This window comes from Streptomyces sp. GL_140, from assembly GCF_057834465.1.
The window spans coordinates 8,479,680-8,498,361 of the sequence record NZ_CM174404.1; the positions used below are offsets into that span (position 1 = coordinate 8,479,680).

The window sequence follows — 18,682 nt, forward strand, 5'->3', positions numbered from 1 at the left end:
GCGCACTGTGAGCGTTTCATCCCAGCGTGACAGGGCTGGGCGGTGCGGTGATCTCGAAAGCTCGGCCGTCGCGTATGAGGGCCCACAGAACGTTCAATCGGCGCCGTGCGAGGGCGATGACAGCCTGCCTGTGGTTCTTGCCCTCGGCTCGTTTGCGCGTGTAGAACGCTTTCGAGGTGGGGCAGCATCGGGCGGCGACCTGGGCGGACATGTAGAAGACCCGCAGCAGGCGGCGGCAGTACCGCCGTGGCCTGCGCATATTGCCGGTGATCCGTCCGGAGTCCCTGGGGACGGGTGCCAGGCCGGAAACGCCGGCGAGACGGTCGGGACTGCCGAAGACGCTCATGTCGCCACCGGTGTGTGCGATGAACTCCGCAGCCAGGACCGGGCCGATGCCGGGCATGCTCAGGATGACTTCGGCGTGTGGGTGGTCGCGAAACCGGCCCTCGATCAGGGCATCGGTCTCAGCGATCTCCTCATCGAGGGCCATCACCTCCCTCGCGAGCTTGGCGACGACGACTGCGGCCAGCTTCTCCCCGGCGACAGCGGTGTGCTGGGCTTCGGCGGCCTCGATCGCCGTGTCCGCGACGAGTTTGTAGTTGCGGACCTTGCGGTTCTTCAGCCATTCGGCGAGACGGTTCTTTCCGATGCGTCGCAGGGCCGCGGGGGTCTGGTAGCCGGTCAGCAGCACGAGGGATGCCTTCGAGGTGCTGTAGTCGAAGGCCCGCTCCAGGGCGGGGAAGTACTCCAGCATCTGGGCCCGCATCCGGTTGATCGTCCTGGTGCGGTCGGCGGCCAGGTCCAGGCGTCGCGAGGTGAGGATCCGCAGGTCCACGGCGATGTCGTCGCCGCGGTGCATGGTCTGCAGGTCGCGGCGCATACGCGCCTGGTCCGCGATGACGAAGGCGTCCTTCGCGTCCGTCTTGCCGTCGCCGCGGTAGGACCCGGAGGCGTGGTGGACGGTGCGGCCGGGGATGTAGAGGACCCGCTGTCCGTTGTCGGTCAGCAGGGCGATCATCAATGCGGCACCGCCGGCATTGAGGTCGATCGCCCAGGTGACCGGCTCACCCTGGCTCAGCTCCAGTACGTCGGCGAGCAGTTTGAGCAGTGTGGTCTCGTCATTGGCGACCCGTCGCGACAGCTTCCGCTGGCCGTCGGTGTCGATCACCACGCAGTGATGCTCGGCTTTGCCCGCGTCTGTTCCGGCCCACAGTTCGGGCACGGTCACCTCCGAAGTCGTTCCAGTACCGGTCCCAGCAGACGACCTCGCCAGCGTGTCCTTACCAAGCGATCTTGTCGCGCGCATCCCAATGAGTGGTCGAGTCGTCGCGGGATGCCGGGCGGCCAATCCTTTGAAGCCACCACTGGGCTGGAGAACCACAGCCACACCCGACATCCCCGGGTCTTCCGATCCTACGAGTGACCGGAATCAACCCACCAACAACGTAAGGATTGAACAACCGGGCGGAGAACTCCCACCAGCCCAGCCGCCAGCGTTCACAAACGGACAAGCTTGCACGGTGGGACCCAGTCTGCGTCTGCTAGCCCTCTAGACCGGATGGCCTCCGGGTGATGTGCTCTAGGACCAGGGTTTGGAACCCGTAGTTCTCGGTTCAGCCTGGCCAGTGGATCGACTTCGCCAGCGCCCCCGTTGGGAGGGCCCCATGAACCATCTAGCGGTAGTGGTGCGGGCTCATGAGGCTCGATCAGGCATCGCGTCTGCCGCACGCGGGAGGGTACTGTCAACTGGGGGAATTGGCGTGTTCCGGTCAAGGAAGTCTTCGCTTGGGCCGACTCCCGGGATTTTGCTCGAGGTCAAGTTGACGGTGCCCGCCCATCGACACATACGGCGACCTCACCGCGAAGCTCTGGGGCGGCCGAGGCTCACCGACATCGTCGCCGCCGAGGGGAAGCTGCACGACGACCCCGACGCGGTCATCGTGTAGGCCCGAGGCGACTTCGAGGTCCGTTGCTGCGGTCAAGGCACAGACCACCGACGTGGCCCTGGAGATCACCAGCCGCGTCATCGAGGTGACCGGCGCCCGCTCCACCACCGCCGCCGGGGCCTGACCCGCTTCTGGCGCCACGTACGTACGCACACCCTGCAGGAGCCTGTCGCCTACAAGCGCCGCGAGGTAGGCGCCTGGGTCCTGGAAGGCGAACTACCCGAATTCACCTGGTAGTCCTGACTGATTGCTGTCCTGGGCGCCTGTCCCGTCAAGGCTGTCCGGCACACCTCCAGAAAACGAGACACCCATGGCCACCATCCTGTCCGTTTCCGGCAGCCCTTCCGCCTCCTCCCGCACGTGTCGCCTGCTGCGCCACCTGGACCAGCGGCTGATCGCCCAGGGCCATCAGGTGATCCCTCTCGACGTCCGCACCATTCCCGCCGAGGCCCTGCTCGGTGCGGACTTCCGGCACCCCGCGATCGTCGAGGCCACCGAACTCTTCGCCCGGGCCGACGGTGTCGTGATCGGCACACCGATCTACAAGGCGTCGTACTCCGGTGTCCTGAAGGTGCTGCTGGACCTGCTCCCGCAGTACGCGCTCACCGGCAAGACCGTGCTGCCCCTCGCCACCGGGGGCTCCGCCGGGCACATCCTCGCCATTGACTATGCACTGCGCCCGGTGCTGAGCTCCATGGGTGCCACGCACATCGTCCAGGGCTGGTTCACCCTCGACAAGGACATCACCGTGAGGGAGGACGGCTCGCTGACGGTCGACCCGGCCGCCGCCGAGGCGCTTGGGCGCCTGGTGGACCAGTTCTCCGCCGCCCTCGACCGCGCCCCGGTGCTGGCGGCGGCGAGCTGACCGCCATGACCGCACACGTCATCGCCGACGACGCCGAGGCGCTCGCCGTCGCAGAGACCCTGGCTTCGCAGTTCCGCGCCGGGGCCACCGAGCGGGACGCCGAGCGGCTGCTGCCATGGGCCGAGGTGGACCGCCTGTCCGCCTCCGGGCTGCTCGCCGTGACCGTGCCGGCAGAGCACGGCGGCGCCGACGTACGCGCCGGGACCCTGGCGGAGATCTTCCGGCTGCTCGGCTCGGCCGACGCGAGCATCGCCCAGATCCCGCAGAGTCACTTCGTCTACGTTAATGTGATTCGCCGTCAGGGCAGCGAGGAGCAGCGGAAGTTCTTCTTCGCCGAGCTGCTGGCCGGCCGCCGGTTCGGCAACGCGCAGTCCGAGGCTGGCACCCAGCACGTCCAGGACATCCGCACCCGCCTGCATGCGCAGCCGGACGGGTCGTACCTGCTGACCGGCGTCAAGCACTACAGCACTGGTGCACTCTACGCCCACTGGATCCCTGTGTTGGCCCGTGGCGAGGACGACAACTTGCACGTCGCCTACGTGCCCCGGGACGCCCCCGGTGTGACCGTGGTCGACGACTGGAACGGCATGGGGCAGCGGACGACCGCGAGCGGCACCGTCCGCCTGGACGACGTCCCTGTGCCCGCCGACCGGGTCCTGCCGCACCATCTCACCTTCCAGGGGCCTCAACTTCATGGCGCTGTAGCACAGCTGCTGCACGCGGCCATCGACACCGGCATCGCCGGTGGAGCGCTCACCGAAGCGGCCGAGTTCGTGCGTACCAGGAGTCGACCCTGGTTCGAGAGCGGAGCCCGGACCGCCGCCGAGGACCCGCTCCTCGTACAGCGCTTCGGCGAACTCGCCCTCCAGGTACGGACTGCCGAGGCCCTGCTGAAGGAGGCCGCACGCGCGGTCGACGCGGCCCGTGCCCACCTCACCGGTGACTCGGCGGCCGAAGCCTCCATCGCGGTGGCCGTCGCCAAGGTGCGCTCGGCCGAGGCAGCGGTGACCGTGGCGAGTGCACTGTTCGAAGTGGCCGGCACCCGGTCGGCGCTCGACTCCCTGAACCTGCACCGCCACTGGCGCGATGCACGGACCCACACGCTGCATGACCCGGCCCGCTGGAAGATCCAGCACATCGGTCAGTACGTGCTGAATGGAACCCGGCCTCCCCGACACGGCCTGCTCTAACGGATACTCGCGATCGGAGACCCCTGTGGCCCTAACCTTCCACTGGTTCCTGCCCACCAACGGCGACAGTCGCCATGTCGTCGGCGGCATCGCCGGCACCCCGGCCACGGCCTCCGGCCGGGACCGGCCCCCGACGCTCGCTTACCTGACTCAGATCGCCCGGGCCGCCGAGGACCTTGGCTTCGTGGGAGCGCTCGCCCCGACCGGTGCCTGGTGCGAGGAGGGGTGGTTAACCGCCGCCATGCTCAGCCAGAACTCTGAGCGGCTGAAGTTCCTCGTCGCCTTCCGGCCCGGCTTCATCTCGCCGACGCTCGCCGCGCAGATGGCCTCCACCTTCCAGAGGCAGACAGGCGGACGGCTGCTGCTCAATGTGGTCACCGGTGGCGACAGTCACGAGCAGCGCGCCTACGGCGACTTCCTCAGCAAAGACGCACGGTACCGGCGCAATGGGGAGTTCTTGCACATAATGCGGGACTTGTGGGCAGGCAAGAGCGTCGACCTGCGCGGGGAGCATCTGCGGGTCGCGGAGGCGCAGCTCAACCGGGTGCCCGACCCGGTGCCCGAGGTATACGTCAGCGGCTACTCGCCCGCCGCAAGCGAGGTCGTGGCCCGGTATGCCGACGTCTATCTGACCTGGGGCGAGCGGCCCGCGCAGGTCGCCGAGAAGATCGCCTGGATCAGAAAACTGGCCGCGCGGCACGGCCGTACCCTCCGCTTCGGCATGCGGCTGCACGTCATCACCCGCGACACCTCCGAGCAGGCCTGGGTCGAGGCAAACCGCCTGCTCGACGGCTTCGACCCGGAGGCCATACGGTCGGCCCAGGCGAGCCTGGCCCGCAGCGAGTCCGAGGGTCAGCAGCGCATGCTCGCCCTGCACGGCGGCAGCCGGGAGAACCTGGAAATCTACCCCAACCTCTGGGCCGGCATCGGCCTGGTGCGCGGCGGCGCAGGCACCGCCCTGGTCGGCAGCCACGACGAGGTAGCCGATCGGATCAAGGAATACCACGCCCTCGGCATCGAGGAGTGGGTGCTCTCCGGCTACCCGCACCTGGAGGAGGCGTATTGGTTCGGTGAGGGCGTGCTGCCCCGGCTCGCCGCGCAGGGGCTGTGGACGCATCCCGCCACGGCGTCCACCGCCTAGCGCGTCTGGCTGGCCGGTGACGGCGTGCCCCACCACGACGTCGCCTTGGTCGACGATACCGGTGAGCTACTGAGGTTTTCAGGGTGGGGTCGGTGGGTTGATGGCCAGGCCGGTGGCGGTGAGGCAGCCGTCGATAAGGTGGGGTCGGAGCTGGATTCTGCGTAACTCGCGGCGGAGTTTGCGGTCGAGGTCGTCTGGGGTTCCGAAGGCGGTGTTGGCCGTGGCTCTGCGCACGAGGGACCAGACGGCTTCGACCGGGTTCAGGTCTGGTGCGTATGCCGGGAGGCGGATGGTGGTGAGCCAGTCGTGTTCGGCTTCGTAGCGTTTCAGCCCGGCGGTCAGATGGGTGTTGAGATTGTCCCAAATCACCACGATGGGTCCGCCGAGCTGGATATGTGCCCGTACCAGCAGGTCGCGGTAGTCCTGCCAGGAGAAGCTCTTGCGGGCGCCCTTGAGCAGGAGATGGTTGCGGGGCCGGTGGATGAGGCGGCTCGGCTCGCCGGGTTTGTAGCAGCACAGGGCGGCGACCGAGGTCCGGCGGCGGGAGCGGCCGCGGACGCGGATGACGGGGGTGTGTCCGCGCCGGCCCCAGGTGTGGGCACGCGGCGGAGTCATGGAGAAGCCGGCTTCGTCCTCGAAGACGAGCCATGCCCCGGACGCCGCCGCGAGGCTTTTACCTGCGGCCAGACCTCCTTCTTCCACAGCTCGATCGCGTGCTCGTCGCGCTCGAGTGCTCTGCGGGCGGGCGCCTGCCAGGACCAGCCGTGCCGTTTCAGCAGCCGCCACACCGTCGCGACCGACAGCGTCAGCCGCAGCCGGCGACGGATCACCGTCTGGACCCGGACCAAGGTCCAGCGTTCATCCTCGAAGCCGTGCGCTGAGGGGCCCTTGCCGAGTTCCTCCTCGAGCACGGCGAACTGGGTATTGGTGACGGTCGGGGAGTTTGCCGGGCCCGTCGAGCGCAGGGCCTCGATGCCGCCCTCGCGCCAGGCACGACGCCAGCGTTCCACCGACCGCACACTCACCCGCAGTTCCTTCGCGATCACGGCGGTCTTCTCACCCGCCACGAACCGCTCGCCGGCCTGAAGCCGGATCCCCTCACGAAACGCCCGACGCTCAGCAGTCAGGCCCCCACCCTCCGGATAACGCATACCACCTGCATACCGCAAGGATCATGAACCGTCACCACCCGACGACAACCCGAAATCCTCAGTAATCCTCCTGCGAAAGGCCTTCGATGACCACCAGTGACCTGCGCGCCACCCCGCCCCCGGGCGCTAGGCCCACCACGGGCGTGCCCCTGCCTGGCCTTGCCGACGTCGACCTGGCACGCATCGATGCGGCCCATCTGGAGTTCCGGCGGGCATGCTACGACCTGGTCAACCAGAGTGCACTGCGTCGTGGTCTGCTGCCTGAACGGACTTTCACTGCTGGCGAGTTCGCTTCCCGCCACGGGCTGGGGACGGGGGAACGAGCCCGACATGCCGATCTGTTCCTGAAGGCGCTGACCCGCTGGGGGACGCTCGTAGAAGAGGAGCCGCACCGCTTTCGCCGCACGACTGCTGCCCAGCTCGCCTATATCCCCGACCCGTACCTGCTGAGCGAGGCCATTGGACAGCCCACAATGACCGGCTACGTTGATGAGGCCAACTTCGCCCGGCTCGCCGAAGAACTGGTCGCGGGCGACGGCTGTACCGCGGCGACGTTCGACCGAGCCCACCTTCCGTTGTGGGAACAGTCGTTGAACGCCCCATATTATGCGTACGCGCGCCGTCGGGCGGTGCACGCCCTGACACACGCAGGCGCCAACCGGCTGCTGGACCTGGGCTGCGGGCTGGGCCACGGGCTGCGGGAGTTGGCGCGGGCGCTGTCAGGGGACGGCCAGGCGCACCTGGTGGGAGTCGAAGCCAGCGCGGATTTCGCCACCCTGGCCGGCGAACTGTGCGCATATGACGACCGCATCAACATCGTCGGGGGCGACCTGGACGAACCGCTTCCGCAACTGCCCGATGGCGGCTTCGACGGCGCAATGCTCGTGGGCACGTACCATTTTCTGACCCGGCCCGAACAGTTCTGGCACACCGCACGACGGCTGATCCGACCCGGTGGAAACCTAGTCCTCGCTCACGTGTTGTCACGGACCGGAAGCTTCGACCAGGAGCTGATGGAGCTTCGGTTCGCGCTGCGCCGCCCGCCGGGTCGCCCCACTGAACGGCACACAATGCTCACCGTGGCCGATCGGTACGGCTTCGCCCTCGCCGACGAGTTCGCCCTCGGCTGCTACCGCACCCTGTCCTTCACCCGCCGCCCTGACAGCCACCAGCCGGAGCCCCCTGAACCAGCCGTACGTGACCTGGGCAACGTGCACGTCACCACGATCACCGTAGGCCCGCTGGCGACCAATGCCTATCTGCTGTGCTGCGTTGCCACTGGCGAACAACTCCTGATCGACGCGGGCGACGAACCGCGACGCCTGCTGGCGGCGGCCGGCCCCGGACCAATGGTCTCGGTGGTGTGCACCCACGGCGACTGGGATCACACGCAGGCGCTGACCGAGGTCGTCGCCGCAACCGGCGCACTCCCACGCGCCCACGCCAGCGACCTCAACCTGCTACCACACCCGCTGTGCGTCCCACCCCAAGCAGTCGAGGACGATGACAAGCTGCCCTTCGGCCGGTCCACGGTCCGGGTGATCCATATCGGAGGACACAGCCCCGGAAGCATCGTCCTCGCCCTCCATCCCCACGATGGCCCGGCACTCCTGTTCACAGGAGATGCCCTGTTCCCCGGTGGTGTCGGCACGACCTGGGGAGACAGCGGCGCTTTCGACCACTTGCTCAAGCAGGTCCGCAGCCGCCTCTTCGCCCGCTACCCCGACGATACCCTCGTGCTGCCCGGACACGGTCCGTCCACCACCCTCGGCGCACAACGCTCGCACGTCGCCCGGTGGCAAGACCGAGGCTGGTGACCAGTCTGAATTGTCAATCCCCTCGGACTGTGGAGATTTTCTAAGCGGCCACCTCCAAGGCGGAGTTGGTCCGGTGGTCGTGCTCGTAGTCGATCGGACTCTGGTAGCCGCACACACTGTGTAGTCGGTGAGTGTTGTAGAATCCGGCAATCCAGGTCGCGACCCTCAGCCGGGCCTCGGTGCGAGTGGTGAACGTGTGGCGGTATACGTACTCGACCTTGAGCACGCTGTTGAACGCCTCGCTGACGGCATTGTCGAAGCACGGTCCGACGCGGCCCATGGACTGGGTCAGGCCCAGGCGGCGACAGGCCCGGCGAAAGCGCCGGGAGCCGTACTCACTGCCTCTGACGCTGTGAAAGATCACGCCCCTGACGTCGCCGCCGCGGGTGGCCGCGGCCATGTTCAAGGACGCCACGACCAGCTCGGCGTCGTGACGGGCGCCCATCGCACAGCCGAGCAGTCGGCGTGAGAACAGGTCGATGACGGTGGCCAGGTAGTGGATCTCCCCTGTGATCAGGCCCTTCCTGTAGAGGGACAGGACCGCCTCGTCGAAGCCCCGAGCCCGCCGCTGATGCCTGGGCACGATCTGCGGACTGAAGGCGCCGGCCCGGTCGCGAGGGATGTCCAGTTCCACCGTCCCACGTCCGTCAGGATCCGCTTGCGGCTGGTGCCGTTGTCGGGACAGTCCCGCTCGCCGTGCCCCATACGGGGCGTTGCTCAGCCGACGACCGCCTGGACCACGGCGGCCTCGGGTAGGGGAGTCCATCCGGAACCTGCGGCGGCGCTGCGCTCCACGGCGTCGAGGACGAGCTGGACCTGGAGGGCGTCGTCGAATGAGGGACGCGGGTCCTGCCCGGCGCAGATTGCGGAGACGAAGTCGCGGGCCTGATGGGTGAATCCGTGCTCGTAGCCGAGGATGTGACCGGGCGGCCACCACGCCGACAGATAGGGGTGGTCGGGCTCGGTAACGAGGATGCGTCTGAAGCCCTGCTCGGCGGCCGGATGGGTGGCGTCCAGAAACTCCAGTTCGTTGAGGCGCTCCAGGTCGAAGCATGCGGAGCCGAGGGAGCCGTTGATCTCCAGGCGCAGCGCGTTCTTGCGGCCGGTGGCGAACCGGGTGGCCTCGAAGGTGGCGACGGCACCGTTGGTGAACCGGCCGAGGAAGAGGGTGGCGTCGTCCACGGTGACCTCGCCGTGCCGGTCCGGTTGCGAGGGCAGAGGCCGGCTCCGTACGAACGTCTCGCTCAGCGCGGTGACGCCGGCGATCTCGCTGCCGGTGAGGTACTGGGTGAGGTCGACGATGTGGGCGCCGATGTCGCCGAGCGCCCCGGTTCCGGCGTTTTCCGCGCGCAGCCGCCAGACCAGGGGGAACTCCGGGTCGGAGATCCAGTCTTGGAGATAGGCGGCGCGGATGTGCCGGATCTGCCCGAGCCTGCCGACCGCGATCATCTTGCGCAGTAGGGCCAGGGCGGGTACCCGGCGGTAGGTGAAGCCGCACATGGCGCGGACTCCGGTGGACCGGGCCGCCGCGGCGGCATCACGCATCTCCCGTGCCTCGGCAACGGAGTTGGCGAGCGGCTTCTCGCACAGCACGTGTTTTCCCGCTGCCAGCGCGGCCACGGCGATCTCGGCATGGCTGTCGCCGGGCGTGCAGATGTCGATGATGTCGATGTCGGCGCGGGCGATCAGGCGTCGCCAGTCGGTCACCGGCTCGGCCCAGCCGAGCCGGTCGGCGGCAGCCGAGGTCCGGCCGGGGTCGCGACCGCACAACGCCGTCAGCTCGACCCGCGCGGGGAGGTCGAACACGTGGTTGACCGTGCGCCATGCCTGGGAGTGCACGGCGCCCATGAAGGCGTGACCCACCATGCCGACACGTAGTTGAGGGGTTGGCACATTATCTCCTTCGCTGCGGCGGGCCCTGCCGGGAGCAGGGCCCGGTCGCCGGGTACCGCCGGTCAGAATCCGAGCGGGAGGTAGGCCGCCACGTTGTTCTTGGTGATGGTCTCCGAGGAGAGGCGGATCTCCTTGGGGACGCCGAGCTCGGCGAGATCGTTCATGCCGCGGTCATTGGCGACCAGCCGGGCGAGGATGACCGCAGAGGAGGCCATGCTGGGACTGTAGGTAACGGTCGCCTTGAGGACGGTGTTGTCGTCGCGGATCTGTTCCATGGCCTTCTTCGAGCCCGCACCGCCCACCATGAAGAACTCGTCGCGCCCGGCCTGCTTGATCGCGGCCAGGACACCGACGCCCTGGTCGTCGTCGTGGTTCCACAGTGCGTCGAGCTTGGGCGCTGCCCGGAGCAGGTTGGCGGCGACCGCCTGGCCGGAGTCGATGGTGAACTCGGCGGCGGCGCGGTGCTTGACCTTGAAGCCGTAGGTGGCGAGGGCGTCCTTGAAGCCCTGGCTGCGCTCCTGGGTGAGCGGCAGGCTGTCGATGCCCGCGATCTCGGCGATCACGGGGTTGTCCTTGCCGGCTTCCTTCAGCCGGGTGCCGATGAAGTTGCCTGCGGCTACCCCCATGCCGTAGTTGTCGCCCTTGATCAGTACGCGGAAGGCGAGTTCGTCGTTGAAGGCGCGGTCGAGGTTGACCACGGGGATGCCGGCCAGCATGGCTTTGCGGCCGGCGGCGGTGAGTTGTGCACCGTCGTGGGGCAGCACGATGATCACATCCGGCTTGGACTGGATCAGGGTCTCCACCGCGGCCCGCTGGGCGGTGGCGTCCTCACCCGCCTCGACGGCGTTGAAGGTGACTTCGGGGAACTGTTTGGCGGTGGCCTGCGCGTTGCTGGTGATGGCTGCCAACCAGCCGTGGTCCGCCGCGGGGGCGGAGAAACCGATGGTGATCTTCTTGCCCGGCTTGTCCCCGCTGCGTGCGGCGGCTGGGACGGTGCCGGAGGTGGTGTCCCTCTCATTGGACGTGCAGCTGACGAGGAGGGCTCCGGCACCGATGGCGCTACCACCGAAGATGATGCTTCTGCGGGACATCCGGCTTCTGTCGGACATGTCGTTCTCCATGAGGGTGTGAGGTGCCGTACGGCCGCCGGCCGGCGGTCGTAGGGAGACGGGAAGAGCCGAAGTGAGGGAGGTGGAGTGCAGGCGTGTCGCGATGGGCCGCGGGTCAGCGGCGCAGCACCCTGCCAGGCTGGAACTGCTGGACGAGGACGGCGCCGATGATGATGGCGCCCTTCACGATGTTCTGGACCTCGGTCGGCAGGTTGTTCAGGATGAACAGGTTGGTAATCGTGGTGAAGACCAGAACGCCGAGGAGTGAGCCGACGATCGTGCCGCGGCCTCCGGTGAGCGCGGTGCCGCCGATGATCGCGGCGGCGATGGCGTCGAGTTCGTACAGGTCGCCCTGGCCGGAGGAGCCCGCGTTGGCCTGGGAGACGATCATGAGTGCGGCGATGCCGCAGCACAGTCCCGACACGGCGTACAGCAGCAGGGTGTGACTGCGAACGCTGATGCCCGCCAGCCGGGCGGCCTCGGTGTTGCCGCCGATGGCGACCGTGCGTCGGCCAAAGGTGGTGCGGTTGAGCAGTACCCAGCCGATGACGGTGACAGCCGCGAGGATCAGCACCAGAACGGGGATGCCCAGCAGCTTGCTCTCGGCGAGCCGGTTGACCGAGGCGACCTCGACGGGTTGGGTCCGCTTGTCGGAGATCTTGGTGGCGAGGCCGCGGGCGCCGACCATCATCGCCAGTGTGACGATGAAGGGCACAAGCCGCCCGTAAGCGATGAGCGCGCCGTTCAGAGCGCCGGACACCAGACCGACCACGAGGGCCGTGAAGGCCATGCCCACAGCGCCGAAGTCCTGGGTGGCGGCGGTGGTGCACCAGACCGCAGCGAGGGCGGCGAGGGCACCGACGGAGAGGTCGATGCCGCCGCCGATGATCACAAAGGTCATCCCGATGGTGATGACCCCGACGGCGGATGCCTGGGTGAGGATATTGAGGAGGTTTCCACTGGTCATGAAGGTGGCAGGGGCGCTGATCAGGCCGATGACGATCAGCGCTGCGAGCACCCCCAGGAGTCCGAGATTGCGTCGTACGGGTTCGCTGGCGTCGTTCTTCCACCAGCTTGAGCGCACCGCCGGGGCGGTGGACGAGGCCAGATGGGTCACGGTGTCGTCCCTCTCAGCACAGACCCCGCCATGACGAGGTCGAGCACGGTGTGTTCGTCGATCTCCGCGGCCGCGGCCTCCCGTACGATGCGGCCCTCGCACATCACAAGGATCCGGTCGGCCAGGCCCAGTACCTCGGGCACCTCGCTGGAGACCATCAGTACGCCGACCCCGTCGGCGGCGAGGTCCCGGATGACCTGGTACAACTCGGCCCTGGCGCCCACATCCACGCCGCGGGTGGGCTCGTCGAGGAGGAGGAGCCGGGTGCCGCCGAGCAGCCATCGGCCGACCACGACCTTCTGCTGGTTGCCTCCGGAGAGGGTGCCCGCCTTACGGGTTACGTCCCGGGGGCGCAGCTCCAGCCGCTCGGCGACGGCGACGGTCGCGTCCCGCTCGGCGGAGCGGCGAAGGAACCCCGCGATGGAGTGGCGGCCGAGGGTGGCCAGACCGATGTTGCGCTGCACGGGTTCGCCGATCAGCAGAGCTTGGCTCTTGCGCTCTTCCGGGGCCAGCCCCAGACCGGCACGGACCGCGGAGCGCACACTGCCGGGACGCAGCGGCCGCCCGTTCACCAGCACTCGGCCGCCGTCGGGGCGGCGAGCGCCGAAGACCGTCTCCATCAGCTCGGACCGGCCGGAGCCGACGAGACCTGCGATGCCAACGATCTCCCCGGGCCGTACGCTGAGGGACACGTCCTCGAACTCTCCGTGCCGGGTGAGGTCCTCGACCCGGAGCAGCTCGTTCGACGTGGGTCCTGCCTCGGGCCGGGGCGGGAAGACGTACTCCAGGGAACGGCCGGTCATCCTGCTGACGAGTTCGCCCGTCGGCGCATTGGCCGGCAGATTCGCGGCCGTGGTGCGGCCGTCCTTGAGTACTGTGACCCGGTCGCAGATCTCGCGGATCTCCTCCAGACGGTGCGAGATGTAGATGATCGTGATGCCCTGGGCTGTCAGTTCGCGGATGGTCCCGAAGAGGTTGGCGACCTCGTCGTGGGCGAGTACGGCGCTCGGCTCGTCCATGATCAGCAGCCGGGCTTCCCTGGAGAGCGCCCGCGCCATGCTGACGATCTGCTGGGCGGCGGCGGGGAGTCTGCTGACGGCTCGGGCGATGGGTATCTCGCCGTGCCCGAGGCGGGTGAGGACCTCCGCGGCCCGGCGCCCCATCTCCCCGCGGCGCACGAAGCCCCCGGTCCTGCGGGGCTCATGGCCCAGGAAGATGTTCTCGGCCACCGACATGTCGGGAACCAGGTCGAGTTCCTGGTAGATGGTGGCGATGCCGGCCTTCATGGCGGCCTGAGGGCCGGCGAAGGACACTGGCTTGCCCTCCCAGGTGATTTCTCCGGCGTCGGGCTGGTGGACCCCGGAGAGGATCTTGATGAGGGTGGACTTTCCGGCACCGTTCTGGCCGAGGAGGCAATGCACCTCGCCGGGCCGGACGGTCAGTTCCACTCCGTCCAGGGCGCGGACGCCAGGGAAGTCCTTCACCACGCCGGTCAGGCGCAGCAGGGGTGTGTCGTCCGGCGGTGTGCCGGCGGGTTCGTTCATGTGAATCTCCCGTACGCGAGTTCGCTGGCGAGGAGGGCGGATCCTGCCACTCCGGCGCGGGGGCCCAGTTCGGACAGGACGATGCGCAGGTTTCCCGTCGCCAGTGGCAGGGACCGTGCATAGACGACCGCGCGGATCTCGGCGAGCAGGGTGGGGCCGAGTCCGGCCAGCCCGCCGCCGATGACGATCATCGAGGGGTTCATGAAGCTGACGAGTCCGGTGAGCACCTTGCCGACCCTGCGGCCCCCGGCCCTGATCAGATGGGTGCAGGCGACGTCCCCGGCTGCGGCGCAGTCGGCGACGTCCCGGGCGGTCAGCTCCCCGCTCACGGCGAGCCGTTCGGCCAGCGCGGGAGACGCTCCGGACCGGGCGGCCCGGGCGGCGTCGCGCGCCAGGGCGGCACCGCCGAAGTACGCTTCCAGACAGCCGGTGTTGCCGCAGGAACAGACCGGTCCGTCGTCTTCGATCTGGATGTGGCCGATGTCGCCGGCGCTGCCCTCGGCACCCCGGTAGATCTCCCCGCCTACCTGGACGCCGCAGCCGATGCCGCTGCCGATCTTGACGAAGAGTAGGTCCGGGGTGTGCCGGGCGACGCCGCCGTGGTGCTCGCCCAGCGTCATGACGTTCACGTCGTTGTCGACCACGACCGGGCAGCCGATCTCCCGGGAGAGCGATTCGCGGACCGGGAAGCGGTCCCAGCCCGGCATGATCGGCGGGGAGACGGACAGCCCCTCTCGGAAGCTCACCGGTCCGGGCAGTCCGATCCCGAGCGCGTCCAGCCGGTCCGCACCGTTCTGGGCGCGCAGCTTCGAGAGGATTTCGGTCACTCGCCGCAGCACCGCCTCCGGGCCGAGGCGGATGTCGCAGGGTTCCGCGGCCGAGGCGACGGGGGTGAGTCGGCCGTCGGTAATCTCGACGTCGATCGAACTGGCGCCCAGGTCAACAGCGGCGAAGCGGATCCGCGGATCAAGCTCGACCAGGGTCGACGGGCGCCCGCCGCGGGACGCGGCGGGACCGGCCTCGGCCAGCCGCCCGTCCAGGACCAGACGGCTCACCTCGTTCAGCAGCCGGGGCCGGGGGATGTGCAGTCCGTCGGCGAGCTGCGCCCGGGACAGCGGACCGTGATCACGCAGCCGGGTGAGCACGTCGTATTCGATGCTCATGCCCTCACCTCGCTTGATGGTCTTCATGGACGGCACGCTAGGACGTTTTGACAGACGACGTCGGTGCTTTCGCAGATTTCACCGATGCTTTTGAATAATCAACTAGAAGTCTCGCCGCCGGCTGTCCCGAGGGTCCCGGGCAGCCTGGGGAGGCTACCCGGGAGAACTTCACGGGTCGTGGCTCAGCGCCTTCGCTAGCCCTTGAGCGCCTTTGCGTCGCGCACCAGCGCTGCGGTCACCTCGTCCTTCATCACCAGCTTCCGGTCGGAGGCGGTGGCAGCGAACTTGTCGAGCGCCTTGGCCGCCTGGGCGGCGCGGCCGGCCTCCGCGTGGATGCGGGCCTGTTCGATGCGCCCGCCGAGCTGTTCGGCGCCCTCGTCCGTGATCAGGGCCTCGTCGTGGAATCGCTTGATCAGCGCCGTGACACCGGCGAACGAGGTACCCGTGGTGAACCTCACCGTCGTACTGGCGGTGTTGCCCGCCGCGTCCGTGCCGGTGACCACCAGTTCGTGCGCGCCGAGCGGCAGCCGCCACAGGTCCAGCTTTCCGGCGGATACCTGCGCTCCGTCGAGAGTGGCCCTGGCGGTGGCGCCGCCGGACACGGTGTCCTTGGCACTGAAGGCCAGTTCCGGACGCTCGGAGTCGCCGTAGCTCTTTCCGTCCGTCAGCCCGGAGACCTCCACGGTGGGCTTGCTCTTGTCGATCTTCACGGTGAGGCGGCCGGTCTCGGAGACGTTGCCGCCGTTGTCCGTCGCCCGGTACAGCACGGTGGTGGTGCCCTCGGCGGAGAGAGTGACGGCGTTGTTCGCCGAGGCCCAGGTGGCGCCTTCGTTCACGGAGTACTGGCGGCTGCTGACTGTGCCGTTGTCGGTGGCGGTGACGGTGAGGCTGACGTCGGAGGTGTACCAGCCGTTGCTGCCGTTCGGTCCCGCGGGGTTGAGCGACGCGGTGGCTTTCGGTGCGGTCTTGTCAGCCACGCCGTCTCCGACGAAGGTGAACGCGTCGACTGTCACGCCACCACCCGAGGTCACGTACAGCTTTCCGGTGCCAGGGGGCGCGTCTGCCAGAGAGGTGGTGACGGTCTGCCACCCGTCCCCGGCAGGGATCTCCACCGTTGCGAACGGCTTGGCGTCGGCGGAGTTCCAGCGCAGCTGGAGCTTCCCGGTTCCGGTGGCGGAGGTCTTCACGGCGTTGATTCCGGACAGGTTGACCGGGTCGTACGCGATCCAGTCGCCCTCGTCGAAGGAGGTGACCGCGCGCGCCCCCGAGGCGCTCGCGTCGTCGGAGACCGTCACACCATTGACCGCGTCCGCGTGCTCGGCCTCCATCTCCTTGGGATTGAGGATGACCTGGGTCTCGCCGGTGGCCGGCGGGACGCTGTTCGCACCCTTGTCGGTGTATGCCATGCTCAGGACACCGAAAACGTTCTCGGTCGCGCCGTGTCCTCCGTCGGCGGGTGTGGCCACCGCTCCTGTGCATCCGGTACCGCTGTTGACCGGGTGGCCGTGCTCGTTGTGGCCGATACCGAAGGTCCAGACTGCCTTGGCGCAGACGATGTCGGAGCCGTCCTCGGGGTCGTCGGCCTTGACCTCGAACGGGATGGCGTCGCCCCAGGAGAAGAAGCCGCCGTCGGCCGGGGAGCTGAGCGTGACGGTGGGCTCGGTGTTGCCGATCGTGATCTGCCGGGAGGCGAGCCCGAACCGCCCCTGCAGGTCGGTCACCTTCAGGCGGGCTTGGACCTGGCCGTTGTCGGAGTAGGTGTGCTCCGCCGTGGCGCCGGTGGCGTCGAAGGTGCCGTCACCGTCGAAGTCCCACTGGTACTGAAGCGTGCCGCCTTCGGGGTCTGTGGAGTCCGCCCCGGAGAACTTCACTTCGAGCGGCGCCTTGCCGGAGGTGGGGGAGGCCGTGAGCCGGGCGGTGGGCGCCTTGTTGCCTTCGGCGAAGTCGATCCGGTACAGGCCCGCGTCGGGGTTCTGGCGGAAGAACCCGTCGCCGTATTCGAGGACGTAGAGGGAGCCGTCGGGGCCGAATTCCAGGTCCATGGGGTTGTCCCACACCGGCTGGGCTGCCTGTGTCAGTGCCGAGTTGGGCAGGAAGTTCTCCAGCTTGCCGACAGGGCCGTCGGGGCCGGCCACCGTGAAGGCGGCGACGTAGTCCTGGGAGAACTCGCCGAAGAAGGCCTTTCCGTCCCAGTACTCAGGGAACTTCGTGCTGGCCGGGTTGGCGGCGTCGTAGTGGTAGACGGGACCGCCCATCGGCGCCTGACCGCCAGTGGGGCTGAAGTTGGTCAGCTCGGGCCACGGCTGGTCGGTGTCCCGGTCGCCGTACCAGAGGGTGGCCGGGACGGCTGGGGGCAGATTGGTCAGACCGGTGTTCCAGCGGGAGTCGTTGACCGGGGCCGCGCAGTCGTAGGCGTCACCGAAGGTGAGGGTCGCGAAGTCGAAGTCGCGGTAGGGCTGGGAGTTGTCGCCGGTGCAGAACGGCCAGCCGCTGTTCATCGCCTTGCCGGTGGTCTGCCACTCGACGTAGCCCATGGGTCCGCGGTTCGGGTCGGCGGTACCGGCGTCGGGACCGTAGTCGCCCCAGGACAGGGCGCCGGTCTTGTCGTCGACGTCGATCCGGAAGGGATTGCGTACGCCCATGACGTAGATCTCCGGGCGGGTCTTCGCAGTCCCCGACGGGAAGAGGTTGCCGTCCGGGATGGTGTAGCCGCCGTCCTCCTTGACGTGGATGCGAAGGATCTTGCCCCGAAGGTCATTGGTGTTGCCGGCGCCGCGGCGGGTGTCGAGGCCCGGGTTGTAGCCGGGAGCGTCGTTGTTCGGCGCATAGCCGTTGACGTTCGGACCGCTGGCCGGGGTGTTGTCGCCGGTCGAGAGGTAGAGGTTGCCATCGGCGTCGAAGTCCACGTCACCGGCCTCGTGGCAGCACTGGCCGCGCGTGGTGTCGACCCGGATGATCTCCTGCTTGCTCGACAGGTCCAGTTTCTCGCCCGTCCACTTGAAGCGGGCCAGCAGGTCGTAGCCCTTCCACCGGTCCCAGTACGAGTCGTCCGCGCCGGCCGGCAGTGTCTGCGGCGCCGATCCGGCCGGGGTGTCCAGTGGCGGGGAGTAGTAGAGGTAGACCCACTTGTTCTCGTTGAAGGCCGGGTCCAGGGTGACGGTCTGCAACCCCATCTCGGAGTTGTTGTACACGTCGACGTGGTTCACGACGCGGGTCACGCCCGTCGAGGGATCGGTCATCCGCAGATCGCCGTTGCGGGCGGTGTGCAGCACCCGGCTGTCGGGCATGACGGCGAGGTCTATGGGCTCGCCCACGTTCTTGGTCAGCGTCGTGCGTTCGTAGTGGGACCAATCGGTCGCGGCCTCGTGGCCCTCGTGGCCCTCGTGGGCCTCTGCGGCTGGGGCGGCGAGCGCGGTGAGCCCGAGCGCGGGCAGGACCGCGAGGGTGATCCCCGCGGTCCAGCGTCTCAGGGTACGGTGCATGGTGAGGTGTCTCCTCTGCTCATAGGGCGGCCTGGAGGTGCTCACCGAGGCCGGGCCGCCGTCCGCACCGTGTCGTCGGTGCGGGTGACACGGCTGGTCCGGCCACCGGTGTACGCGGGTCGCATGGCGTGGGCGTTGTCGGTGTCAGAGGACGTCGCATCGGGCGTCCAGGGGCTGTGCTCGCCGGGCGCCTGGGCCTCATGCCGACGACCCGCGTCCGGGTCTTGCGCTGAACCCCGGTGGCGAGGACGCGAGCGGCAGATG

At 68.5% G+C, this 18,682-nt stretch carries 13 protein-coding genes and 1 pseudogene; 5 read left to right on the top strand and 9 right to left on the bottom strand.

Going from position 1 to position 18,682, the window contains the following annotated elements; all coding sequences use genetic code 11:
• Positions 1–16: 16 nt before the first annotated feature.
• On the bottom strand, positions 17–1,222 hold the full coding sequence (locus AC3IYJ_RS39120; RefSeq protein ID WP_489399227.1) for an IS110 family RNA-guided transposase: 1,206 nt from the start codon (positions 1,220–1,222) through the stop codon (positions 17–19).
• Between the two features lie 614 nt (positions 1,223–1,836).
• Between AC3IYJ_RS39120 and AC3IYJ_RS39125 the strand changes: the two are divergent.
• The 4 genes and pseudogenes from AC3IYJ_RS39125 to AC3IYJ_RS39140 all read left to right on the top strand — a co-directional run.
• A pseudogene (locus AC3IYJ_RS39125) lies at positions 1,837–2,183 on the top strand (acyl-CoA dehydrogenase family protein); the annotation flags it as partial.
• A gap of 73 nt (positions 2,184–2,256) precedes the next feature.
• Positions 2,257–2,811, top strand: coding sequence for an NADPH-dependent FMN reductase (ssuE, locus tag AC3IYJ_RS39130; protein WP_489399228.1), 555 nt, complete (start codon positions 2,257–2,259; stop codon positions 2,809–2,811).
• 5 nt (positions 2,812–2,816) lie between these two features.
• A complete protein-coding gene (locus AC3IYJ_RS39135) occupies positions 2,817–4,001 on the top strand; it encodes an SfnB family sulfur acquisition oxidoreductase (RefSeq protein ID WP_489399229.1) in 1,185 nt (394 codons plus the stop codon).
• A gap of 25 nt (positions 4,002–4,026) precedes the next feature.
• Positions 4,027–5,142 (top strand): LLM class flavin-dependent oxidoreductase, encoded by a 1,116-nt coding sequence (locus tag AC3IYJ_RS39140; RefSeq protein WP_489399230.1) that lies wholly within the window; start codon positions 4,027–4,029, stop codon positions 5,140–5,142.
• Positions 5,143–5,220: 78 nt separating this feature from the next.
• Here the strand turns inward: AC3IYJ_RS39140 and AC3IYJ_RS39145 are convergent.
• Positions 5,221–6,293, bottom strand: a protein-coding gene (locus AC3IYJ_RS39145) for an IS630 family transposase (protein ID WP_489399231.1) whose coding sequence is annotated in 2 segments (ribosomal slippage) — positions 5,221–5,783 and positions 5,783–6,293 — 1,074 coding nt in all. Because the reading frame shifts where the segments join, the coding sequence is not laid out codon by codon here.
• 86 nt (positions 6,294–6,379) lie between these two features.
• On the opposite strand from AC3IYJ_RS39145, the gene AC3IYJ_RS39150 reads away from it, so the two are divergent.
• Positions 6,380–8,110 carry an MBL fold metallo-hydrolase gene (locus AC3IYJ_RS39150; RefSeq protein ID WP_489399232.1) on the top strand — a complete coding sequence of 577 codons (1,731 nt, stop codon included), beginning with the start codon at positions 6,380–6,382 and terminating at the stop codon, positions 8,108–8,110.
• A gap of 40 nt (positions 8,111–8,150) precedes the next feature.
• On the opposite strand, the gene AC3IYJ_RS39155 is transcribed toward AC3IYJ_RS39150, so the two are convergent.
• From AC3IYJ_RS39155 to AC3IYJ_RS39185, 7 genes are all read right to left on the bottom strand, one after another.
• On the bottom strand, positions 8,151–8,744 hold the full coding sequence (locus AC3IYJ_RS39155; RefSeq protein WP_489399233.1) for a DDE-type integrase/transposase/recombinase: 594 nt from the start codon (positions 8,742–8,744) through the stop codon (positions 8,151–8,153).
• Between the two features lie 83 nt (positions 8,745–8,827).
• A complete protein-coding gene (locus tag AC3IYJ_RS39160; protein WP_489403057.1) occupies positions 8,828–9,976 on the bottom strand; it encodes a Gfo/Idh/MocA family protein in 1,149 nt (382 codons plus the stop codon).
• An 89-nt stretch (positions 9,977–10,065) separates the two neighbouring features.
• Positions 10,066–11,112, bottom strand: a complete 1,047-nt coding sequence (locus tag AC3IYJ_RS39165) for a substrate-binding domain-containing protein (protein ID WP_489399234.1) — start codon at positions 11,110–11,112, stop codon at positions 10,066–10,068.
• Positions 11,113–11,227: 115 nt separating this feature from the next.
• Positions 11,228–12,196 (bottom strand): ABC transporter permease, encoded by a 969-nt coding sequence (locus AC3IYJ_RS39170; RefSeq protein ID WP_489403058.1) that lies wholly within the window; start codon positions 12,194–12,196, stop codon positions 11,228–11,230.
• Between the two features lie 29 nt (positions 12,197–12,225).
• Entirely contained in the window at positions 12,226–13,773 is a 1,548-nt protein-coding gene (locus AC3IYJ_RS39175; protein WP_489399235.1) for a sugar ABC transporter ATP-binding protein, read from the bottom strand.
• Positions 13,770–14,963, bottom strand: coding sequence for an ROK family protein (locus AC3IYJ_RS39180; protein WP_489399236.1), 1,194 nt, complete (start codon positions 14,961–14,963; stop codon positions 13,770–13,772). The genes AC3IYJ_RS39175 and AC3IYJ_RS39180 overlap by 4 nt, the downstream gene beginning before the upstream one ends.
• A gap of 167 nt (positions 14,964–15,130) precedes the next feature.
• Positions 15,131–18,418: a PQQ-dependent sugar dehydrogenase gene (locus AC3IYJ_RS39185; RefSeq protein WP_489399237.1), complete on the bottom strand. Its 3,288-nt coding sequence runs from the start codon at positions 18,416–18,418 to the stop codon at positions 15,131–15,133.
• Positions 18,419–18,682: the final 264 nt, after the last annotated feature.

Coding starts and splice junctions, on each gene's coding strand:
- ssuE (WP_489399228.1), top strand. CDS start 2,257: ATGGCCACCATCCTGTCCGTTTCCGGCAGCCCTTCCGCCTCCTCCCGC.
- AC3IYJ_RS39135 (WP_489399229.1), top strand. CDS start 2,817: ATGACCGCACACGTCATCGCCGACGACGCCGAGGCGCTCGCCGTCGCA.
- AC3IYJ_RS39150 (WP_489399232.1), top strand. CDS start 6,380: ATGACCACCAGTGACCTGCGCGCCACCCCGCCCCCGGGCGCTAGGCCC.
- AC3IYJ_RS39160 (WP_489403057.1), bottom strand. CDS start 9,976: ATGGTGGGTCACGCCTTCATGGGCGCCGTGCACTCCCAGGCATGGCGC.
- AC3IYJ_RS39165 (WP_489399234.1), bottom strand. CDS start 11,112: ATGTCCGACAGAAGCCGGATGTCCCGCAGAAGCATCATCTTCGGTGGT.
- AC3IYJ_RS39175 (WP_489399235.1), bottom strand. CDS start 13,773: ATGAACGAACCCGCCGGCACACCGCCGGACGACACACCCCTGCTGCGC.
- AC3IYJ_RS39180 (WP_489399236.1), bottom strand. CDS start 14,963: ATGAAGACCATCAAGCGAGGTGAGGGCATGAGCATCGAATACGACGTG.
- AC3IYJ_RS39185 (WP_489399237.1), bottom strand. CDS start 18,418: ATGCACCGTACCCTGAGACGCTGGACCGCGGGGATCACCCTCGCGGTC.